This window comes from Bacillus sp. 2175, assembly GCF_057812155.1.
This window is the reverse complement of the sequence record NZ_CM173819.1, coordinates 4,101,856-4,117,445: the sequence shown is the minus strand read 5'-3', so window position 1 is coordinate 4,117,445 and position 15,590 is coordinate 4,101,856. Positions and strand designations below refer to the sequence as shown.

Annotated in this window: 17 protein-coding genes and 1 other annotated feature (1 of these 18 running past the window's edge); of the genes, 14 read left to right on the top strand and 3 right to left on the bottom strand. The window is 36.6% G+C overall.

The features are described 5' to 3' along the window. Nucleotides 1–8 precede the first annotated feature (8 nt). The 12 genes from mtnN to ACXKY9_RS21295 all read left to right on the top strand — a co-directional run bounded on the left by mtnN (nucleotide 9) and on the right by ACXKY9_RS21295 (nucleotide 11,201). Nucleotides 9–704 (top strand): 5'-methylthioadenosine/S-adenosylhomocysteine nucleosidase, encoded by a 696-nt coding sequence (gene mtnN / locus ACXKY9_RS21350; protein WP_001217030.1) that lies wholly within the window; start codon nucleotides 9–11, stop codon nucleotides 702–704. Nucleotides 705–786: 82 nt separating this feature from the next. Then, nucleotides 787–1,710, top strand: coding sequence for an O-acetylserine dependent cystathionine beta-synthase (locus ACXKY9_RS21345; RefSeq protein WP_001103880.1), 924 nt, complete (start codon nucleotides 787–789; stop codon nucleotides 1,708–1,710). A 3-nt stretch (nucleotides 1,711–1,713) separates the two neighbouring features. Continuing rightward, nucleotides 1,714–2,847 carry a bifunctional cystathionine gamma-lyase/homocysteine desulfhydrase gene (locus tag ACXKY9_RS21340; protein WP_001201907.1) on the top strand — a complete coding sequence of 378 codons (1,134 nt, stop codon included), beginning with the start codon at nucleotides 1,714–1,716 and terminating at the stop codon, nucleotides 2,845–2,847. Between the two features lie 264 nt (nucleotides 2,848–3,111). After that, complete coding sequence (adhE, locus tag ACXKY9_RS21335; RefSeq protein ID WP_000260502.1) at nucleotides 3,112–5,715, top strand: bifunctional acetaldehyde-CoA/alcohol dehydrogenase; 2,604 nt, start codon at nucleotides 3,112–3,114, stop codon at nucleotides 5,713–5,715. 127 nt (nucleotides 5,716–5,842) lie between these two features. After that, nucleotides 5,843–6,070 (top strand): YrhC family protein, encoded by a 228-nt coding sequence (locus ACXKY9_RS21330; protein WP_000661265.1) that lies wholly within the window; start codon nucleotides 5,843–5,845, stop codon nucleotides 6,068–6,070. A 157-nt stretch (nucleotides 6,071–6,227) separates the two neighbouring features. Beyond that, on the top strand, nucleotides 6,228–7,175 hold the full coding sequence (locus ACXKY9_RS21325; protein ID WP_000748457.1) for an ABC transporter substrate-binding protein: 948 nt from the start codon (nucleotides 6,228–6,230) through the stop codon (nucleotides 7,173–7,175). Nucleotides 7,176–7,180: 5 nt separating this feature from the next. Continuing rightward, nucleotides 7,181–8,209, top strand: coding sequence for a FecCD family ABC transporter permease (locus tag ACXKY9_RS21320; RefSeq protein WP_002132647.1), 1,029 nt, complete (start codon nucleotides 7,181–7,183; stop codon nucleotides 8,207–8,209). Beyond that, nucleotides 8,196–9,014 (top strand): ABC transporter ATP-binding protein, encoded by an 819-nt coding sequence (locus ACXKY9_RS21315; RefSeq protein ID WP_000626551.1) that lies wholly within the window; start codon nucleotides 8,196–8,198, stop codon nucleotides 9,012–9,014. The genes ACXKY9_RS21320 and ACXKY9_RS21315 overlap by 14 nt, the downstream gene beginning before the upstream one ends. After that, a complete protein-coding gene (locus ACXKY9_RS21310) occupies nucleotides 8,981–9,376 on the top strand; it encodes an ankyrin repeat domain-containing protein (protein WP_001147403.1) in 396 nt (131 codons plus the stop codon). Before ACXKY9_RS21315 ends, ACXKY9_RS21310 begins: the two co-directional genes overlap by 34 nt. A 235-nt stretch (nucleotides 9,377–9,611) precedes the next feature. After that, nucleotides 9,612–10,190 carry a GNAT family N-acetyltransferase gene (locus ACXKY9_RS21305; protein WP_002132649.1) on the top strand — a complete coding sequence of 193 codons (579 nt, stop codon included), beginning with the start codon at nucleotides 9,612–9,614 and terminating at the stop codon, nucleotides 10,188–10,190. Between the two features lie 56 nt (nucleotides 10,191–10,246). Next, nucleotides 10,247–10,705, top strand: coding sequence for a GNAT family N-acetyltransferase (locus tag ACXKY9_RS21300; protein ID WP_000276118.1), 459 nt, complete (start codon nucleotides 10,247–10,249; stop codon nucleotides 10,703–10,705). 118 nt (nucleotides 10,706–10,823) lie between these two features. Continuing rightward, nucleotides 10,824–11,201 carry a hotdog family protein gene (locus ACXKY9_RS21295; protein ID WP_000025015.1) on the top strand — a complete coding sequence of 126 codons (378 nt, stop codon included), beginning with the start codon at nucleotides 10,824–10,826 and terminating at the stop codon, nucleotides 11,199–11,201. A 36-nt stretch (nucleotides 11,202–11,237) separates the two neighbouring features. Here ACXKY9_RS21295 and ACXKY9_RS21290 read toward each other — a convergent pair whose 3' ends face one another. Beyond that, complete coding sequence (locus ACXKY9_RS21290) at nucleotides 11,238–11,783, bottom strand: helix-turn-helix domain-containing protein (RefSeq protein WP_001020693.1); 546 nt, start codon at nucleotides 11,781–11,783, stop codon at nucleotides 11,238–11,240. Between the two features lie 156 nt (nucleotides 11,784–11,939). On the opposite strand from ACXKY9_RS21290, the gene ACXKY9_RS21285 reads away from it, so the two are divergent. Together ACXKY9_RS21285 and ACXKY9_RS21280 are read left to right on the top strand one after the other, a co-directional pair. After that, entirely contained in the window at nucleotides 11,940–12,344 is a 405-nt protein-coding gene (locus ACXKY9_RS21285; protein WP_001071553.1) for a DoxX family protein, read from the top strand. 21 nt (nucleotides 12,345–12,365) lie between these two features. Beyond that, entirely contained in the window at nucleotides 12,366–13,223 is an 858-nt protein-coding gene (locus ACXKY9_RS21280) for a VOC family protein (protein WP_000009845.1), read from the top strand. A 15-nt stretch (nucleotides 13,224–13,238) separates the two neighbouring features. On the opposite strand, the gene ACXKY9_RS21275 is transcribed toward ACXKY9_RS21280, so the two are convergent. Both ACXKY9_RS21275 and ACXKY9_RS21270 read right to left on the bottom strand, forming a co-directional pair. Next, a complete protein-coding gene (locus ACXKY9_RS21275) occupies nucleotides 13,239–13,553 on the bottom strand; it encodes a 4a-hydroxytetrahydrobiopterin dehydratase (protein WP_000979538.1) in 315 nt (104 codons plus the stop codon). Then, nucleotides 13,534–15,288 carry an aromatic amino acid hydroxylase gene (locus tag ACXKY9_RS21270; protein WP_000163190.1) on the bottom strand — a complete coding sequence of 585 codons (1,755 nt, stop codon included), beginning with the start codon at nucleotides 15,286–15,288 and terminating at the stop codon, nucleotides 13,534–13,536. Before ACXKY9_RS21270 ends, ACXKY9_RS21275 begins: the two co-directional genes overlap by 20 nt. Before the next feature lie 164 nt (nucleotides 15,289–15,452). Then, nucleotides 15,453–15,590 (bottom strand) — a binding site (T-box leader) (it continues 90 nt past the right edge of the window).

Below are 15,590 nucleotides of genomic sequence, written 5' to 3'. Positions count from 1 at the left end.
GGATTAGATTGAGAATTGCTGTAATTGGAGCAATGGAAGAAGAAGTACGTATTTTACGTGACAAATTAGAACAAGCAGAGACAGAAACGGTTGCAGGTTGTGAATTTACGAAAGGGCTATTAGCAGGGCATGAAGTAATCTTGTTAAAGTCTGGTATTGGTAAAGTAAACGCAGCGATGTCAACGACAATTTTATTAGAAAAATATAAGCCTGAAAAAGTAATTAATACTGGTTCAGCTGGTGGATTCCATCATTCTCTAAACGTTGGTGATGTAGTTATTTCCACTGAAGTTCGTCACCATGACGTAGATGTAACAACATTTAACTATGAATATGGTCAAGTACCAGGAATGCCGCCTGGATTTAAAGCTGATGAGGCGTTAGTTGCATTAGCTGAGAAATGTATGCAGGCTGAAGAAAATATTCAAGTTGTAAAAGGTATGATTGCAACAGGTGATTCATTTATGAGTGATTCGAACCGCGTTGCAGCCATCCGTGATAAATTTGAAAATCTTTATGCGGTAGAAATGGAAGCAGCAGCTGTTGCACAAGTATGCCACCAATATGAAATTCCGTTTGTTATCATTCGCGCACTTTCTGATATTGCTGGTAAAGAATCAAATGTTTCATTTGATCAGTTTTTAGATCAAGCAGCTCTTCATTCTACAAACTTTATCGTAAAAGTGTTAGAAGAGTTAAAGTAATGTAACAAAAAGGCAACTGTCTCATATAAAGAAAATACATACAGTTGCCTTTTCTTTATTGGCAAACAAGGGGGAGAACACGATGAATGTATATCGTGGAGTTCATGAGTTAATTGGTCATACACCAATTGTAGAAATTACTCGTTTTTCACTTCCGAAAGGAGTCCGTTTATTTGCAAAGCTTGAATTTTATAACCCAGGCGGAAGCGTTAAGGATCGTTTAGGAAGAGAATTAATCGAAGATGCGCTAGAAAAAGGGCTTGTGACCCAGGGTGGAACAATTATTGAACCGACTGCTGGGAATACTGGTATTGGACTGGCACTTGCAGCATTAGAACATGATTTACGTGTTATTGTTTGTGTACCAGAGAAATTTAGTATTGAAAAACAAGAATTAATGAAAGCACTAGGTGCAACGGTCGTGCATACACCGACTGAGCAAGGAATGACCGGTGCAATTGCTAAAGCAAAAGAGTTAGTAAATGAACTACCGAATTCATACTCTCCAAGTCAGTTCGCAAATGAGGCAAATCCTCGTGCATATTTTAAAACACTAGGACCTGAACTGTGGGACGCATTGAATGGAGAGATTAACATATTTGTTGCTGGAGCAGGAACTGGCGGTACGTTTATGGGGACTGCATCTTATTTGAAAGAAAAAAATATAGATATTAAAACAGTTATCGTAGAGCCAGAAGGATCTATTTTAAATGGTGGTAAGGCTGGTTCACATGAGACCGAAGGAATTGGACTGGAATTTATCCCGCCATTTTTGAAGACATCTTATTTTGATGAAATTCATACGATTTCTGATCGAAATGCATTTTTACGAGTGAAAGAATTAGCGAAAAAAGAAGGACTTCTCGTTGGGAGCTCTTCAGGAGCAGCATTTCATGCGAGCTTACTTGAGGCCGAGAAGGCAGCACCAGGTACAAATATTGTAACGATTTTTCCTGATAGCAGTGAGCGCTATTTAAGTAAAGACATATACAAAGGATGGGAATAAAAAATGAGAGCAAAGACAAAGTTAATTCATGGTATTCGCATAGGAGAACCTTCAACTGGATCTGTAAACGTACCGATTTATCAAACAAGTACGTACAAACAAGAAGCAGTTGGTAAGCATCAAGGATATGAATATTCACGTACAGGTAACCCAACACGTGCAGCTTTAGAAGAAATGATTGCTGTATTAGAAAATGGGCATGCTGGATTTGCATTTGGTTCAGGAATGGCTGCTATTACAGCGACAATTATGTTGTTCTCAAAAGGTGACCACGTTATTTTAACAGATGATGTTTATGGCGGAACATACCGCGTTATTACGAAAGTATTAAACCGTTTCGGTATTGAGCATACATTTGTAGATACAACAAACTTAGAGGAAGTTGAAGAAGCGATTCGTCCAAATACGAAAGCAATTTATGTGGAAACACCAACGAACCCACTACTAAAAATTACTGATATTAAGAAAATATCTACTCTTGCTAAAGAGAAAGACCTATTAACAATTATTGATAACACATTCATGACGCCATATTGGCAGTCGCCGATTTCTTTAGGAGCAGATATTGTGCTTCATAGTGCAACGAAATATTTAGGAGGTCATAGTGATGTAGTTGCAGGTTTAGTAGTTGTAAATAGCCCACAACTAGCAGAAGATCTTCACTTTGTACAAAACTCAACAGGAGGTATTCTTGGGCCACAAGATAGCTTCTTACTACTTCGCGGTTTAAAAACATTAGGAATTCGTATGGAAGAACATGAAACGAATTCACGTGCTATTGCTGAGTTCTTAAATAATCATCCAAAAGTAAATAAAGTATATTACCCAGGTCTTGAATCACATCAAAATCACGAATTAGCAACAGAACAAGCAAACGGGTTTGGTGCTATTATCTCATTTGATGTAGATAGTGAAGAAACATTAAATAAAGTACTTGAGAAACTACAATACTTTACACTTGCTGAAAGCTTAGGAGCGGTAGAAAGTTTAATTTCTATTCCATCTCAAATGACACATGCATCAATCCCGGCTGATCGCCGCAAAGAATTAGGAATTACAGATACATTATTTCGTATTTCTGTCGGTATTGAAGATGGTGAAGATTTAATTGAAGATTTAGCACAAGCGCTAGCATAATAAAAAATGCACTGCTCTATATTAGCAGTGCGTTTTTTTATTACGTCTATTTTGTGAAACATTTCACAAAATAGACATACACAAACGAAATGATTTCATGTATATTGAATTCAGGAAACGTTACTCACGAACAAACTTGTGAAACTTTTCACAAACAATGAAATTCATGTAGGAAAGCATCTCTATTTTTTTGTGTTAATTGGGACTTATTTTGACCTACAGGGACATATAAGGACCGTAATAGTAGAATAGGAGGAAATTCACATGGTAGTCAAAGAGAAAGTTGTAAATGAAATGCAGGAAGTAAAAAAGATGATTGATACGCTAGTAAATAATGGTCAACAAGCTTTACAAGCATTAGAAAGTTTTACACAAGAGGAAATTGACAACATTGTTCATGAAATGGCATTAGCAGGTGTTGATCAACATATGCCGCTAGCGAAATTGGCAGTTGAAGAAACTGGCCGTGGTGTATATGAAGACAAATGCATTAAAAATATTTTTGCCACTGAATATATTTGGCATAGTATAAAGCAAGATAAAACGGTAGGGATTATTCACGAAGATCCTCATGAAGAAATAATAGAAATCGCGGAACCTGTCGGTGTAGTAGCTGGAGTAACACCAGTAACGAATCCAACGTCGACAACAATGTTTAAAGCGTTAATTGCGATAAAAACAAGAAATCCAATTATTTTCGCATTTCATCCTTCCGCACAAAAATGTTCTGTGGCAGCAGCGAAAACCGTATATGATGCAGCGATGAAAGCTGGTGCACCAAAACACTGTATTCAATGGATTGAAAGACCGTCTGTTGAAGCGACGAAACAATTGATGAACCATGATGGTGTAGCACTCGTTCTAGCAACTGGAGGCGCTGGTATGGTGAAATCAGCTTACTCTACTGGAAAACCAGCGTTAGGCGTTGGTCCTGGTAATGTACCGTGTTATATAGAAAAATCAGCACATGTAAAACGAGCTGTTAATGATTTAATTTTATCAAAAACATTTGATAACGGTATGATTTGTGCATCGGAACAAGCAATCATTGTCGATAAAGAAATTTATGATGATGTTAAAACAGAAATGATTGAAAACAGTTGTTACTTTGTAACAGAAGAAGAAAGAAAAAAATTAGAAAAGCTCGTTATAAATGAAAATACATGTGCAGTAAATAGTGATATTGTAGGGAAATCCGCACAGTATATTGCCGATTTAGTTGGGATCACTGTTCCTGGACATACAAAAATGCTTGTAGCTGAAATTCAAGGTATCGGAGCAGCATATCCGTTATCCCGTGAGAAACTGAGTCCAGTATTAGCTTGTGTGAAGGCAAATTCATTAGAAGAAGGATTTACATATTGCGAAGAAATGTTGAACCTCGGTGGTTTAGGACATTCAGCAGTTATCCATTCTACAAATAAAGATGTGCAAAAGCAATTTGGGTTACGTATGAAAGCTTGCCGTCTCATTGTAAATGCACCTTCATCACAAGGTGGAATAGGGGATATATATAATGGATTTATTCCATCACTTACACTTGGTTGTGGTTCATACGGAAAGAATTCAGTTTCCCAAAATGTAACAGCGACTCATTTATTAAATATAAAAAGGCTGGCAAATAGAAAAAAGAATATGCAGTGGTTCAAACTGCCACCAAAAATTTATTTTGAAAAACATGCTACAGCTTATTTAGCAAATATGCCTAACATTTCACGTGCATTTATTGTAACGGACTCCGGAATGGTTGAACATGGCTATGTCGATACAGTCGCGCACTATTTAAACAAGAATGCAAATGATGTGAAAGTTGAAGTTTTCTTTGAGGTCGAACCAGATCCATCAGATGAAACTGTTTTCAAAGGTGCGGAAATGATGAAAAGCTTTAAGCCAGATGTAATTATCGCACTTGGTGGTGGTTCAGCTATGGATGCAGCAAAAGGAATGTGGTTATTCTATGAGCATCCAGAAACGACATTCTATGGTATTAAACAGAAATTTTTAGATATAAGAAAACGTACATGTAAATATCCGGAATTAGGAAATAAGGCGCAGTTTGTTGCGATTCCAACGACATCAGGAACGGGATCAGAAGTGACACCATTTGCGGTTATTACAGATAAGAAAAATAATATAAAGTATCCGCTCGCAGATTATGAATTAACACCAGATGTAGCAATTGTTGATCCACAATTTGTAATGACAGTACCACCACATGTAACAGCAGATACTGGTATGGATGTTTTAACACATGCAATTGAGGCGTATGTGTCTGTTATGGCAAATGACTATACAGATGGATTAGCATTAAAAGCTATTGATCTCGTATTCAAATATTTACCGAGAGCATATAAAGATGGAAATGATGAAGAAGCAAGAGAAAAAATGCATAACGCTTCTGCAATTGCAGGGATGGCATTTGCAAATGCTTTCCTCGGTATTAATCACAGCTTAGCACATAAGATTGGACCAGAATTCCATATTCCGCACGGACGCGCAAATGCCATTCTAATGCCGCACGTAGTCCGCTATAATGCTATTAAGCCAAGAAAACACGCATTGTTCCCAAAATATGAGCACTTTGTGGCAGATGAAAGATATGCACATATAGCGAGAATGCTCGGGCTTCCAGCAAGTTCGGCAGCAGAAGGGGTGGAATCACTCGTCCGAGCAATTATTGAGCTTGGAAAAAGCTTAAATATTAATATGAGTATTGCGGGACAAGGAGTCGATAAAGAGCAATTTGAAGAGGTTGTTGGAGTATTAGCAGAAAGAGCTTTTGAAGATCAATGTACAACTGCTAATCCAAAGTTACCGCTTATTTCAGAGCTGAAAGAAATTTATATGGAAGCATATAAAGGTGAATAATGATAAAAAAAGAGCCGCAGTAAAAGCGGCTCTTTTTTTATTGGAAAACATCTCCCAGAATGGCTGTATTTACTGGTCTTTCAGTTTCATAGAATATGATACAGTGAAATGGAGGAGTGAGAATATAATGAAAGAATTAAAAGGAAAAATAGAAGATTATACTCGGTTTGGACAAATGCTTCTCGCTGTAAGTACATTGTTAATGGTTGGCTTATTGATTCCGAGTGGAGCAAAAGAGACAATCCAATTTTTTGTTATGATGGGGAGCATCGTTATATTTTTAAGCTTATCGTTCTTTTTCTTTCAGCGTGTGAAAGTGATGCGTGACCAGCTAGAGGAAAATGAATGTGAATAATATTGTTAACTAGAGCGCAGCGAAAAGAAAAAATCTTTTTGTCGCGCTTTTTGTTTTTTGTAGGAAAATATATGTGTTTCGTGTTGACAATGATAATCCTTATCAATTAAAGTATAATAGTAGTTAATGATTATCATTATCGATTAGAGGTGAAGAAATGAAGAAATCTATTACGCTATTTACAGCGATTTTATCCATTTTTTTCTTGTTAATAGGTTGCAGTGCCAAAGGGGACGAAAAAGCGTCTGCAACCAAAACAGAAAAAGGAAAAGAGAAAATCGAAATTACCGACCTATCAGGAAGAAAGGTAACATTCGATAAAGTGCCAGAAAGTTTTGCAACATTAAGTATGGGGGACATGGATATTATTCATGCTTTAGGTGGAAAAATAGTAGGTCGCCCGGATACGAAATTAACTCTTCCAGAGGAGTTAAAGAAAGCACAAGTAATTGGGAATGCACATCAACCGAATTTTGAGCAAATTGCTAGTTTGAAGCCCGATGTACTTGTTGCTAACAATGGATTCCAAAAGAATGTGCCAACGGTTGAAGGACAAGGAACGCAAGTTATCATTTCTTCTGCGAATTCTGTACAAGATATTCAAAAGAATATTGAATTATATGGAACGGTAATGAAGAAAGAAGATAAAGCAAAAGAAATTAATCAAAAAATGAATGATCAAATGAAGAAATATGAGAAAAAAAGTGATGTGAAAGCATTGCTAGTGTATGGCGCACCAGGAACTTATTTAGCGGCATTACCAACATCTTTATCAGGTGATATTTTAGAAAAAACAGGCGGAAAAAATATTGCTTCTGATTTTCCAGAAACGAAAGAATATCCGCAATATGCACAGCTAAGTGTAGAACGTATTATTGAGGCGAATCCAGATGTCATTTATTTAATTACACACGGAGATCCAAAAAGTGTGAAAAAAGCATTTGAAGGCGAAATGATGAAAAATGAAGCGTGGAAAAATTTAGAGGCAGTAAAACAAAACCGCGTAGTTATTTTGCCACCTGATTTATTTGGATCTAATCCTGGTACAAAAGTTACAGAAGCAATGGACTTTATGTATAAAAGTATACAAGATGTAAGGAAATGATACGTATGGAAAGTAGTGAAGTAGTAAGAGAAAAGGAACATCCTTTTGCGAAAAAAAGATGGATAATAGCAGTTACTTTAGTTGTATTAACAATCCTAGGTCTCTTTTACGGTCTCTTCGCAGGAAGTTTATCCTTTTCTGTACGAGATATTTTAACAGGTATACAAGAGGAAGGTTCGACAGTTCATCGAATTGTATGGGATCTTCGCATACCGAGAGTGCTCATTGGGTTTATAGTAGGAACATGTTTAGCTGCATCTGGTACACTGCTACAAGGGGTTATGAGAAACCCTCTTGCAGATCCTGGTATTATCGGAGTTTCATCTGGGGCAGGCCTTGTAGCAATTGTCATCATGATTTTATTCCCACAGCATCTAGCTTTTTTACCACTAGGGGCGTTTTTAGGAGCTTTCATAACAGCAATGGTTATTTATGCTTTATCATGGCAAAAAGGGGCATCACCTTCAAGAATCGTCTTAGTAGGGGTGTCGATCAATGCATTAATTGGTGCAGCAACGTCAGCATTAATGTTATTACATAGTGACAAAGTACAATCGGTGTTACCGTGGCTAGCGGGCGGTATTGGTGGTGTAAGTTGGGCACATTTAAACATGATTATTTATTATGCAATATTCGCCATTATATTAGCTTTCTTTGGTATTAAGCATATTCGAGTGTTAATGCTTGGAGATGAAATGGCAAAGTTATTAGGACATAACGTGGAAAAAAGTCGGTTTTATTTAATCGTAGTAAGTACATTATTAGCTGGAATTGCAGTAAGTGTGTCTGGTCTTATTGGATTTGTCGGTCTTGTCGTACCACATATGCTACGTTTATTAGTTGGAAATGATTATAGATATTTGCTACCTTTATCATGCCTTGGCGGCGGGGTATTACTTGTTTTTGCGGATGCAATAGCTCGAAGTTGGTTTGACCCAATCGAATTGCCTGTTGGTATTTTACTGTCCTTCTTAGGTGGTCCGTTCTTCTTATATTTAATTCATAGAGGAGGAAAACAAAGTGATTTCCGTTAACAAAGTGTTTTACGCACACTCTGAAAGATTTCAAATGCAAAATATGAATGTACATATTAAGGTTGGAGAAATCGTTAGTTTAATTGGTCCGAATGGATCGGGAAAATCTACTTTGCTTCGTTTAATAGCAAGGCTACTGAAACAAAGCGAAGGGGACATCATTTTAGATGGGAAAAATATTCATATGATGAAGAGTGCTGATGTAGCGAAGCAATTAGCAATGTTACCACAAATGCATGATCATCAATTAGATTTAACAGTGAAAGAACTAATTGAGTTCGGAAGAGGTCCACATAAATCATGGAGTAGCCACTTAAATAAAGAAGATGAAGAAATTGTTGATTGGGCATTGTCTGTTACAAATCTTGAAGGGTATGAATATCGTCTTTTACATTCTTTATCAGGAGGGGAACGGCAACGTGCTTGGATTGCGATGACGCTAGCGCAACGTACAAATGTCTTATTATTGGATGAACCAACAACCTTTTTAGATATCGTTCACCAGTTGGAAGTAATGGAACTTGTTAAACGATTAAATGAGGAGTTTGGAATGACAATTATAATGGTTTTGCATGACATTAACCAAGCTGCTCAATATAGCGATCGTTTACTTGTATTAAAGCGAGGAAAAATTCAGTATGATGGTATACCAGAAGAAGTACTATGCCATGAAATGTTTCAACATGTGTTTGGCATAGATGTAGATATTTTTCAGGGAAGTGACAAGCCTTTTTTTACACCGAAACGAATTTCTAAAAGGGGAGAAGAGCGATGCAAGCAGAAGAGCGTATTACCATTGAATTAGTAAGAGAATTTGTTATGGCAGCTCACGGGGATTTAGAGAAAGTACAAGAGCTATTGGTTGAATCACCAAGCTTACTTCACGCCTCTTATAATTGGGGTGGATCAGATTGGGAAAGTGCGTTAGGCGCATCGGCACATGTAGGTCGTAAAGATATTGCTCTTTATTTACTAGAAAAGGGTGCTCGGATGGATATTTTTGCAGCAGCTATGCTTGGTGAATTAGAAGTTGTACAAGCTATTTTAGTAGCTCAACCAGAAGCATTGCGTGCATCTGGTCCTCATGGTATTTCTCTTCTTCAACATGCACGAATGGGTGGAGAGAAATCTAAGCGTGTATATGATTATTTAGCAATACTATCTTAATGAACGGAAGAAGTTCTTATGTGCGGTAAACTTTTCACTTGAAACAATTGGAAAGTTTACCGCCCGTTAGAACGGGATAAGTATCTAGTATATTTGAAAATCCTACACCCCCCTCAATTGTAGTTTTCTTTATGCTAGTTATGATATGGATGCAGTGGACAATATTTGTCTACTGCTTTTTTTGTTTCTATAAGATTGAATATTCTGTGTTATGTAGTTGATTCATTTATAATAAATGGTAACATTTATTGTGCATACAAAATATGATCGTGAAATTAAGAATAAATTAGTGGAAAGGAGTGAAGGAATGTTTCATACAGACCGTTTACAAATTCGTAAATATACAATGGATGATTTACAGTTCTACGCTTCACTATGGGGAAACGAAAAAGTAATGCGCTATATTGGAAACGGGAAGTTAAAAACATATATGCAATGTAAAAAAAGTTTGGAGGAGTGGGTAATTCCTAGCTATAAAAACGGCCTCGGTTTATTTGTATTAATTGAAAAGGAAACGGGAATACGGATTGGTCATGCAGGATTAGTAAAGCAGCAGATAGATGGAAAAGAGGAAATTGAAATTGGTTATTGGTTATTACCTCAGTATTGGGGAAAAGGCTATGCGAAAGAAGCAGCGGCAGCATTTCGAGACTATGGCTTCCAAGCGTTAAGAATGAATAAATTGATTTCTCTTATTAATCCGGATCACCCCGCCTCAATCTTTGTTGCTAGAAAAACGGGGCTTAGTTATGAGAAAACAACTTCATTTCATGGGATGGATGTTCTCGTTTATTCCATTAGGCGCGTTGGATGAAAAAAGGTTAATTGCATTTTTTGAAGAATGGTATATAAAAATAAAGGGGGGATTACATGTACATTTATCATAATGGACTTATTATTCGTGAGGGAACGAATGGTGTACCTGCATATGCAATTAAGACTTTATTTGAAGATGCCGGTTGGAGCAATGATAATATCCCTTCTTGGCAAATTGAAAAATTCACGATAGCATTTGAAAATTCAACATGGGCATTCACAATTTGGGATGAAGAAGAGATGATTGCCATGGTTAGAGTCGTTTCTGATGGAATCATGGTCGCGAACATAGTAAATTTAGTTGTGAAATGTGAATATAGAGGGAAGGGATTAGGTAAGAAACTTGTCGCTCTTTGCTTGCAAAAGCTACCACATGGTGACTGGTTTGCACATACTTCTGCGAACAATTTTGATTTTTATAGAAGCTGTGGATTTGAAGTTAGAGAGCTATCGAGAAATGGAACATGTGCGTATTATGGATATCAAGTCGCGAAAAGAGATGGTCACCGATAAATGAATGAAAAGTAAAAGTTTAGCGAGGTAATTTTGAGGATTTGATAATAGAGAATGGATTGAGGCACATTTTATGATAAAATAAAAGAAAATTCTGTTTATTATTAGGGGGATAAAAATGAGTATAAAAGTTGGGGATGTATTTAAATATGAAAGAAGATTTACTGAGGAAGAGGTGTTTGAATTTGCAAATATTACCGGAGATAAAGGTAGACACCATGTGGAATATGATGAAAATGGAAGATTAATGGTCCATGGTTTATTGACTGCTAGCATTGGAACGAAAGTAGGCGAAGAATTACATTACATAGCAAGAGAATTAGTAAGTGAGTTTATTAGACCAGTTTTCACAGGAGATACGATCACTTGTGAATTAACTTTAACAAATGTTGAGCAAATGGAAGGCTATAAAAAAGTTTCAATCGAGTCAGTTTATCGCAATCAACACGAAAAGACTGTACTAGTGGGGACAAGTTATGGAATTATAAGGGGATAAAAAAGAAGCCTGTTTAGCAGGCTTCTTTTTTATTATTTAGTAAACACGTTTTCGATTTTCCGCATAACTAGAGATGAGTAGTAATGCAGTTTCTTCTCCTATATTACGAACAATATGAGGAACGCATGCATTCCATGAGAAAGAATCACCTTCTTCTACAATTGCAATATCTTCACCGTGCTGAACTTCTAGTTTTCCGCGTAATACAAGGTGACATTCTTCCCCTTCATGGGCATTTGGTGAGTTTTCTTTCGGGAATCCAGTAGGGATTTCTACTAAAGATAGGCGAAGGCCCCCTTGCTCCGCAACATGTTCAATTCTTTGCTCATCTTTGCCGTATACACTGTATTTCCGTTCTTCTTTTTTGACAATTTTTAATCGATCTTTTTGCTCTAACAATAAATAGGGAAGGGGAACGTTTAAAAAATTGGAGATCGTTTCTAAAGTTGAGATAGATGGTGATGTTTTATTATTTTCAACCTGACTCATAAATCCTTTAGAAAGACCTGTTCCCTCACAAATTTGTGCGATTGTTATGCCCCTACGTTGACGAATTTCACGTATTGCAGAACCAATATTCATAAAATCAAGCTCCTTTTTGTAAACAACTATTTGTATCATAGCAAAAAAAATATATTTTTTCCCAGTGAAAATGAATTGACGAATAAAAAAAATTAGTGTATGTTTTGTAATGTAAATAAAAGTTTTGTATAAGAAAACTATAAAGGAGAGAAAGAAATGAATCAACATATTGGTAACTTAATTATTCGTATCGTGTTAGGGGTAACATTCTTCATGCACGGTTTAACAAAATTCCAATCAGGAATTGACAATATTGCAGGGTGGTTTACAAGCATTGGTTTACCAGGAGGACTTGCATACGGTGTAGCAACATTTGAATTAGTTGGAGGCCTATTATTAATTCTAGGTTTAGGTGTAAGATATATTGGATTATTATTTGCACTTGTTATGGTTGGAGCAATCGTAAAAGTGAAATGGTCAGCTGGTTTATTGGGAGATGGAAAAAATCCTGGTTTCGAATTAGAACTTGCATTATTAGCAATGGGTGCATACTTATTTGTTGCAAAAGCTGATGGTTTTGTAGATAATTTCTTAAAAGAAAAAATGTCAAAGAAGAACTAATTTAAATGGGGGGCTAACAAGATGAGTTTTCAACTTCATCCCGATACAACACTGGATGTTGTTCATTTATACGTATCTAATGTAAAGAAATCACTAGAGTTTTATACGGAAGTACTAAGTATGAAGGTGCTAAAAGAAGAAAAAGCAGTCGTTACATTTGGGAATGAAAATGATGAACCACTTCTTATCATTGAAGAAAAGAAAGAAGCTTTTCCGAAGCAAAGAGGAAGAACAGGGTTATATCATTACGCAATTTTATTACCAAGTAGGCAGGATTTAGCGAATGTTCTTCGTCATCTTGTAGAAATGGTATATCCACTACATGGTGGGGCCGATCATTACTTTAGTGAAGCTCTTTATTTAGCTGATCCAGATGGAAACGGGATTGAAATTTATCATGATCGACAAAAAGAAGTTTGGCGTGATGAGAATGGAGAGCTCCCATTTGTTAGTAACCCGTTAGCTGGTGAAGAATTATTGCAGCAAGGAAGTACATGGAGTGGATTTCCAGCTGGTACTGTGATGGGGCATATTCATTTCCATGTAGCTGATTTAGAGGAAGCGAAACGTTTCTATGTTGATGGTCTTGGTTTTGAAGTAACAATCCCAGCTCGTAATGGAGCGTTGTTCGTATCAGCAGGTGGCTATCATCACCATATCGGTTTAAATACATGGCAAGGTGAAGGGGTACCACCGCAAATGCCAGGTTCTGTTGGTTTGAAATATTTCACAATTGTATTAGCGGATGAAAAACAAAAAGAGCAAGTATGTGAAAGCTTAAAAAATATTGGTAAGATTGCTACGTACAAAGATGGAATATTACAAGTCGAGGATCCATTTGGACATTGTATCCATTTCCAAATAAAAAGAGAAGCCTAAAAAGGCTTCTCTTTTTTATTTTCTTATAATTGCATTTTCGTTTTGTAAAAATAGTTCATCAAATTGTTTTGCAAGCTCAAAATCTAGTTTCGTTAAACCTTTTGCATTCCAAGATGACAAAGTAATAATAACTGCTTTATACTGGATAAGGATAAATGGATGGTGATTATGTTCTTCTGATAGTTTGGCGGCTTCAGAGACAAATTCGACTCCTTTTAAGTAGTCGGAAAACATATATTTTCGTTCAATCCATTTCTCATCTTTTACCATCCATTTATCTACCTTCAATAATTCCTCGTGAACTTCTTCTTCAGTTAATCTTAGCATCATTTTTCACATCCTTTATTGGAAGTAACGCAAGACCATTGTTAATAAGGCGTGTTACAGCTTCGTCAGTTGTGAAAGTAGAAAGTTGATGTAGTAATGCTGCAGATGTTTCATGCCCTTTGTTATGCTCTAAAAGTAACTCTAATACTTCAAGGCGCAGCAACCATTCTTTCGCATAAAATTTATTTAATACTTCTTGAATTGCTACTAATTGATCGATATGCGCGTCGTGTAAAATCCCCTCACTTCGAATATCTCGAACTGTTTGATACATACGCTCGAGTTCATTCAGTACAAGCGGAGCAGGAATTTCTTGAACTTCTTCATCCATTGGGAAAAATGCTGCTGCATCTGCGGCACCTGGGAATACTGAAGTGATTTGTGAGCCAACAGCCATATCAAATGCGCCCCATGAAGCATCAAATAAAACGCGGGCGTTATAAGTAACTGTGCAATCGATAAAGGAAATAAGAGCAATTTTCTTATCATTTTTCACAATATCTGTTACTGTTCCTTTTACATGAATACCACTTGCAAAAGTAAACTCAGCGATAGTTCCAATTTTAATTCCTAATGATTGTAGTTGTTCGTCTGTACAATTTTCTAATGCAATATTTTCAGTAAGTAATCCAATCGGTGTTCCAAATCCGTCACTGTGTACAGAAGTAGAATGATTCGCTAACTGTTTATTATGAAGCGCTAATGCCGTTGGCGAATTTGTTCGCATGTAAATTAATTCACCTGCATCGTTTTCAATTGTCTCGCTAAATGTACCTGTGATTTGTAATCCACTATTTAGCTCAGCTGTTGCATAGTTCTCAGAGCGAATTGCTTTTTCTAAACCTTCTTTTCCACCTGTTTTAAAGGCCATCGTTTTAGAAAATGTTTCAAGCGCATCTGTTAATTCTTCAAAGGATTCACAAACAAATAGTTGTGGTTGCATTTTTGTTACGTCATAAGTTGTCCCTGTACATGCTTCGATAGAAAATGGAACCTTTTCTACAGCGTCTGTTAAGCAATGTTTGCTTTCGCCAACAGAAGAAAGGAGACCAGCACCATATATCTTTGGATCATCTATATTTCCGATCAATCCATATTCTACTGTCCACCAGAAAAGACGTGAAATTTGTTCAGCTTCCGATAAACCAGAAACTAAGTTTTGTTTTTCAATTACAGCATTTTCAGCAGCCTTAACTTCATCAGGAGTAGAAGTAGGGCTTTCTTTTACTATCGTTAATGTACGAACAGCTTCAAATGCATCATGTTCTTCTTTTGTAGAGAAAGCTTTTGCACCAATTTGCCCAAAACGTTTCACATATTTTGCATATGTAGGATCAAGTAAAATCGGTGCGTGTCCTGCGGCTTCATGTACGATATCTGGAGCTGGTGTGTACTCGATATTTTCTACTTTCCGGATATCTGTTGCAATCGGTAGTAATCCGTGTCCTTGAAAATCGAAGAATGCTACGCCAGGAATAAGTCCGTCAATTGTTACAGCGCCCCAGCCGCTTGGTGCCAAACACTCATTCATTTCTTCTACTTTTGGAATTGCATCTATATTAATACCAGATGATTGTAGTCCGTTCACATAGGCTGGATGAGCAACGTCTTTTAAGAAGCTATGATTTTGTCTCATAATGTAACGCCACACAGCGTGATTCACCGGTGTGTATTGATCATAATGTTGTGTGGATACAAATGGTTTTAAATGCGATGGAATTTCTGTTTTCTTTGTCATTTAGACATCCTCCTTTTTTTCAATAAAATTGAATATCGATTTCGTATAGCTTGTATCACCCCCTTTCATTTTTTTGTAAGCGCTTATAAAATTTTATCATAAGATTCGGAATTATTTAACATATGTTTCTGTGATAAATAGAAAAAGCCCCTATCGGAAAATCCGATAGGGGCGAAAGAATCGCGGTACCACCCTATTTGTAAGTGAAAATATACTTACATCTCAATTAATGATAACGGAAAAATTCCGTCTTTTCCTCCATGCATAAAAGCATTACGAAAAAGAAGCTCCAGAATTGTAAT

Bases quoted from the DNA above. Each gene is read 5' to 3' on its own strand.
- ACXKY9_RS21300 (WP_000276118.1), top strand. From the start codon at position 10,247: ATGTACATTTATCATAATGGACTTATTATTCGTGAGGGAACGAATGGT.
- ACXKY9_RS21290 (WP_001020693.1), bottom strand. From the start codon at position 11,783: ATGAATATTGGTTCTGCAATACGTGAAATTCGTCAACGTAGGGGCATA.
- ACXKY9_RS21345 (WP_001103880.1), top strand. From the start codon at position 787: ATGAATGTATATCGTGGAGTTCATGAGTTAATTGGTCATACACCAATT.
- ACXKY9_RS21295 (WP_000025015.1), top strand. From the start codon at position 10,824: ATGAGTATAAAAGTTGGGGATGTATTTAAATATGAAAGAAGATTTACT.
- ACXKY9_RS21325 (WP_000748457.1), top strand. From the start codon at position 6,228: ATGAAGAAATCTATTACGCTATTTACAGCGATTTTATCCATTTTTTTC.
- ACXKY9_RS21310 (WP_001147403.1), top strand. From the start codon at position 8,981: ATGCAAGCAGAAGAGCGTATTACCATTGAATTAGTAAGAGAATTTGTT.
- ACXKY9_RS21340 (WP_001201907.1), top strand. From the start codon at position 1,714: ATGAGAGCAAAGACAAAGTTAATTCATGGTATTCGCATAGGAGAACCT.
- ACXKY9_RS21285 (WP_001071553.1), top strand. From the start codon at position 11,940: ATGAATCAACATATTGGTAACTTAATTATTCGTATCGTGTTAGGGGTA.
- ACXKY9_RS21305 (WP_002132649.1), top strand. From the start codon at position 9,612: ATGGTAACATTTATTGTGCATACAAAATATGATCGTGAAATTAAGAAT.
- ACXKY9_RS21330 (WP_000661265.1), top strand. From the start codon at position 5,843: ATGAAAGAATTAAAAGGAAAAATAGAAGATTATACTCGGTTTGGACAA.
- ACXKY9_RS21270 (WP_000163190.1), bottom strand. From the start codon at position 15,288: ATGACAAAGAAAACAGAAATTCCATCGCATTTAAAACCATTTGTATCC.
- ACXKY9_RS21280 (WP_000009845.1), top strand. From the start codon at position 12,366: ATGAGTTTTCAACTTCATCCCGATACAACACTGGATGTTGTTCATTTA.
- ACXKY9_RS21275 (WP_000979538.1), bottom strand. From the start codon at position 13,553: ATGATGCTAAGATTAACTGAAGAAGAAGTTCACGAGGAATTATTGAAG.
- ACXKY9_RS21320 (WP_002132647.1), top strand. From the start codon at position 7,181: ATGGAAAGTAGTGAAGTAGTAAGAGAAAAGGAACATCCTTTTGCGAAA.
- adhE (WP_000260502.1), top strand. From the start codon at position 3,112: ATGGTAGTCAAAGAGAAAGTTGTAAATGAAATGCAGGAAGTAAAAAAG.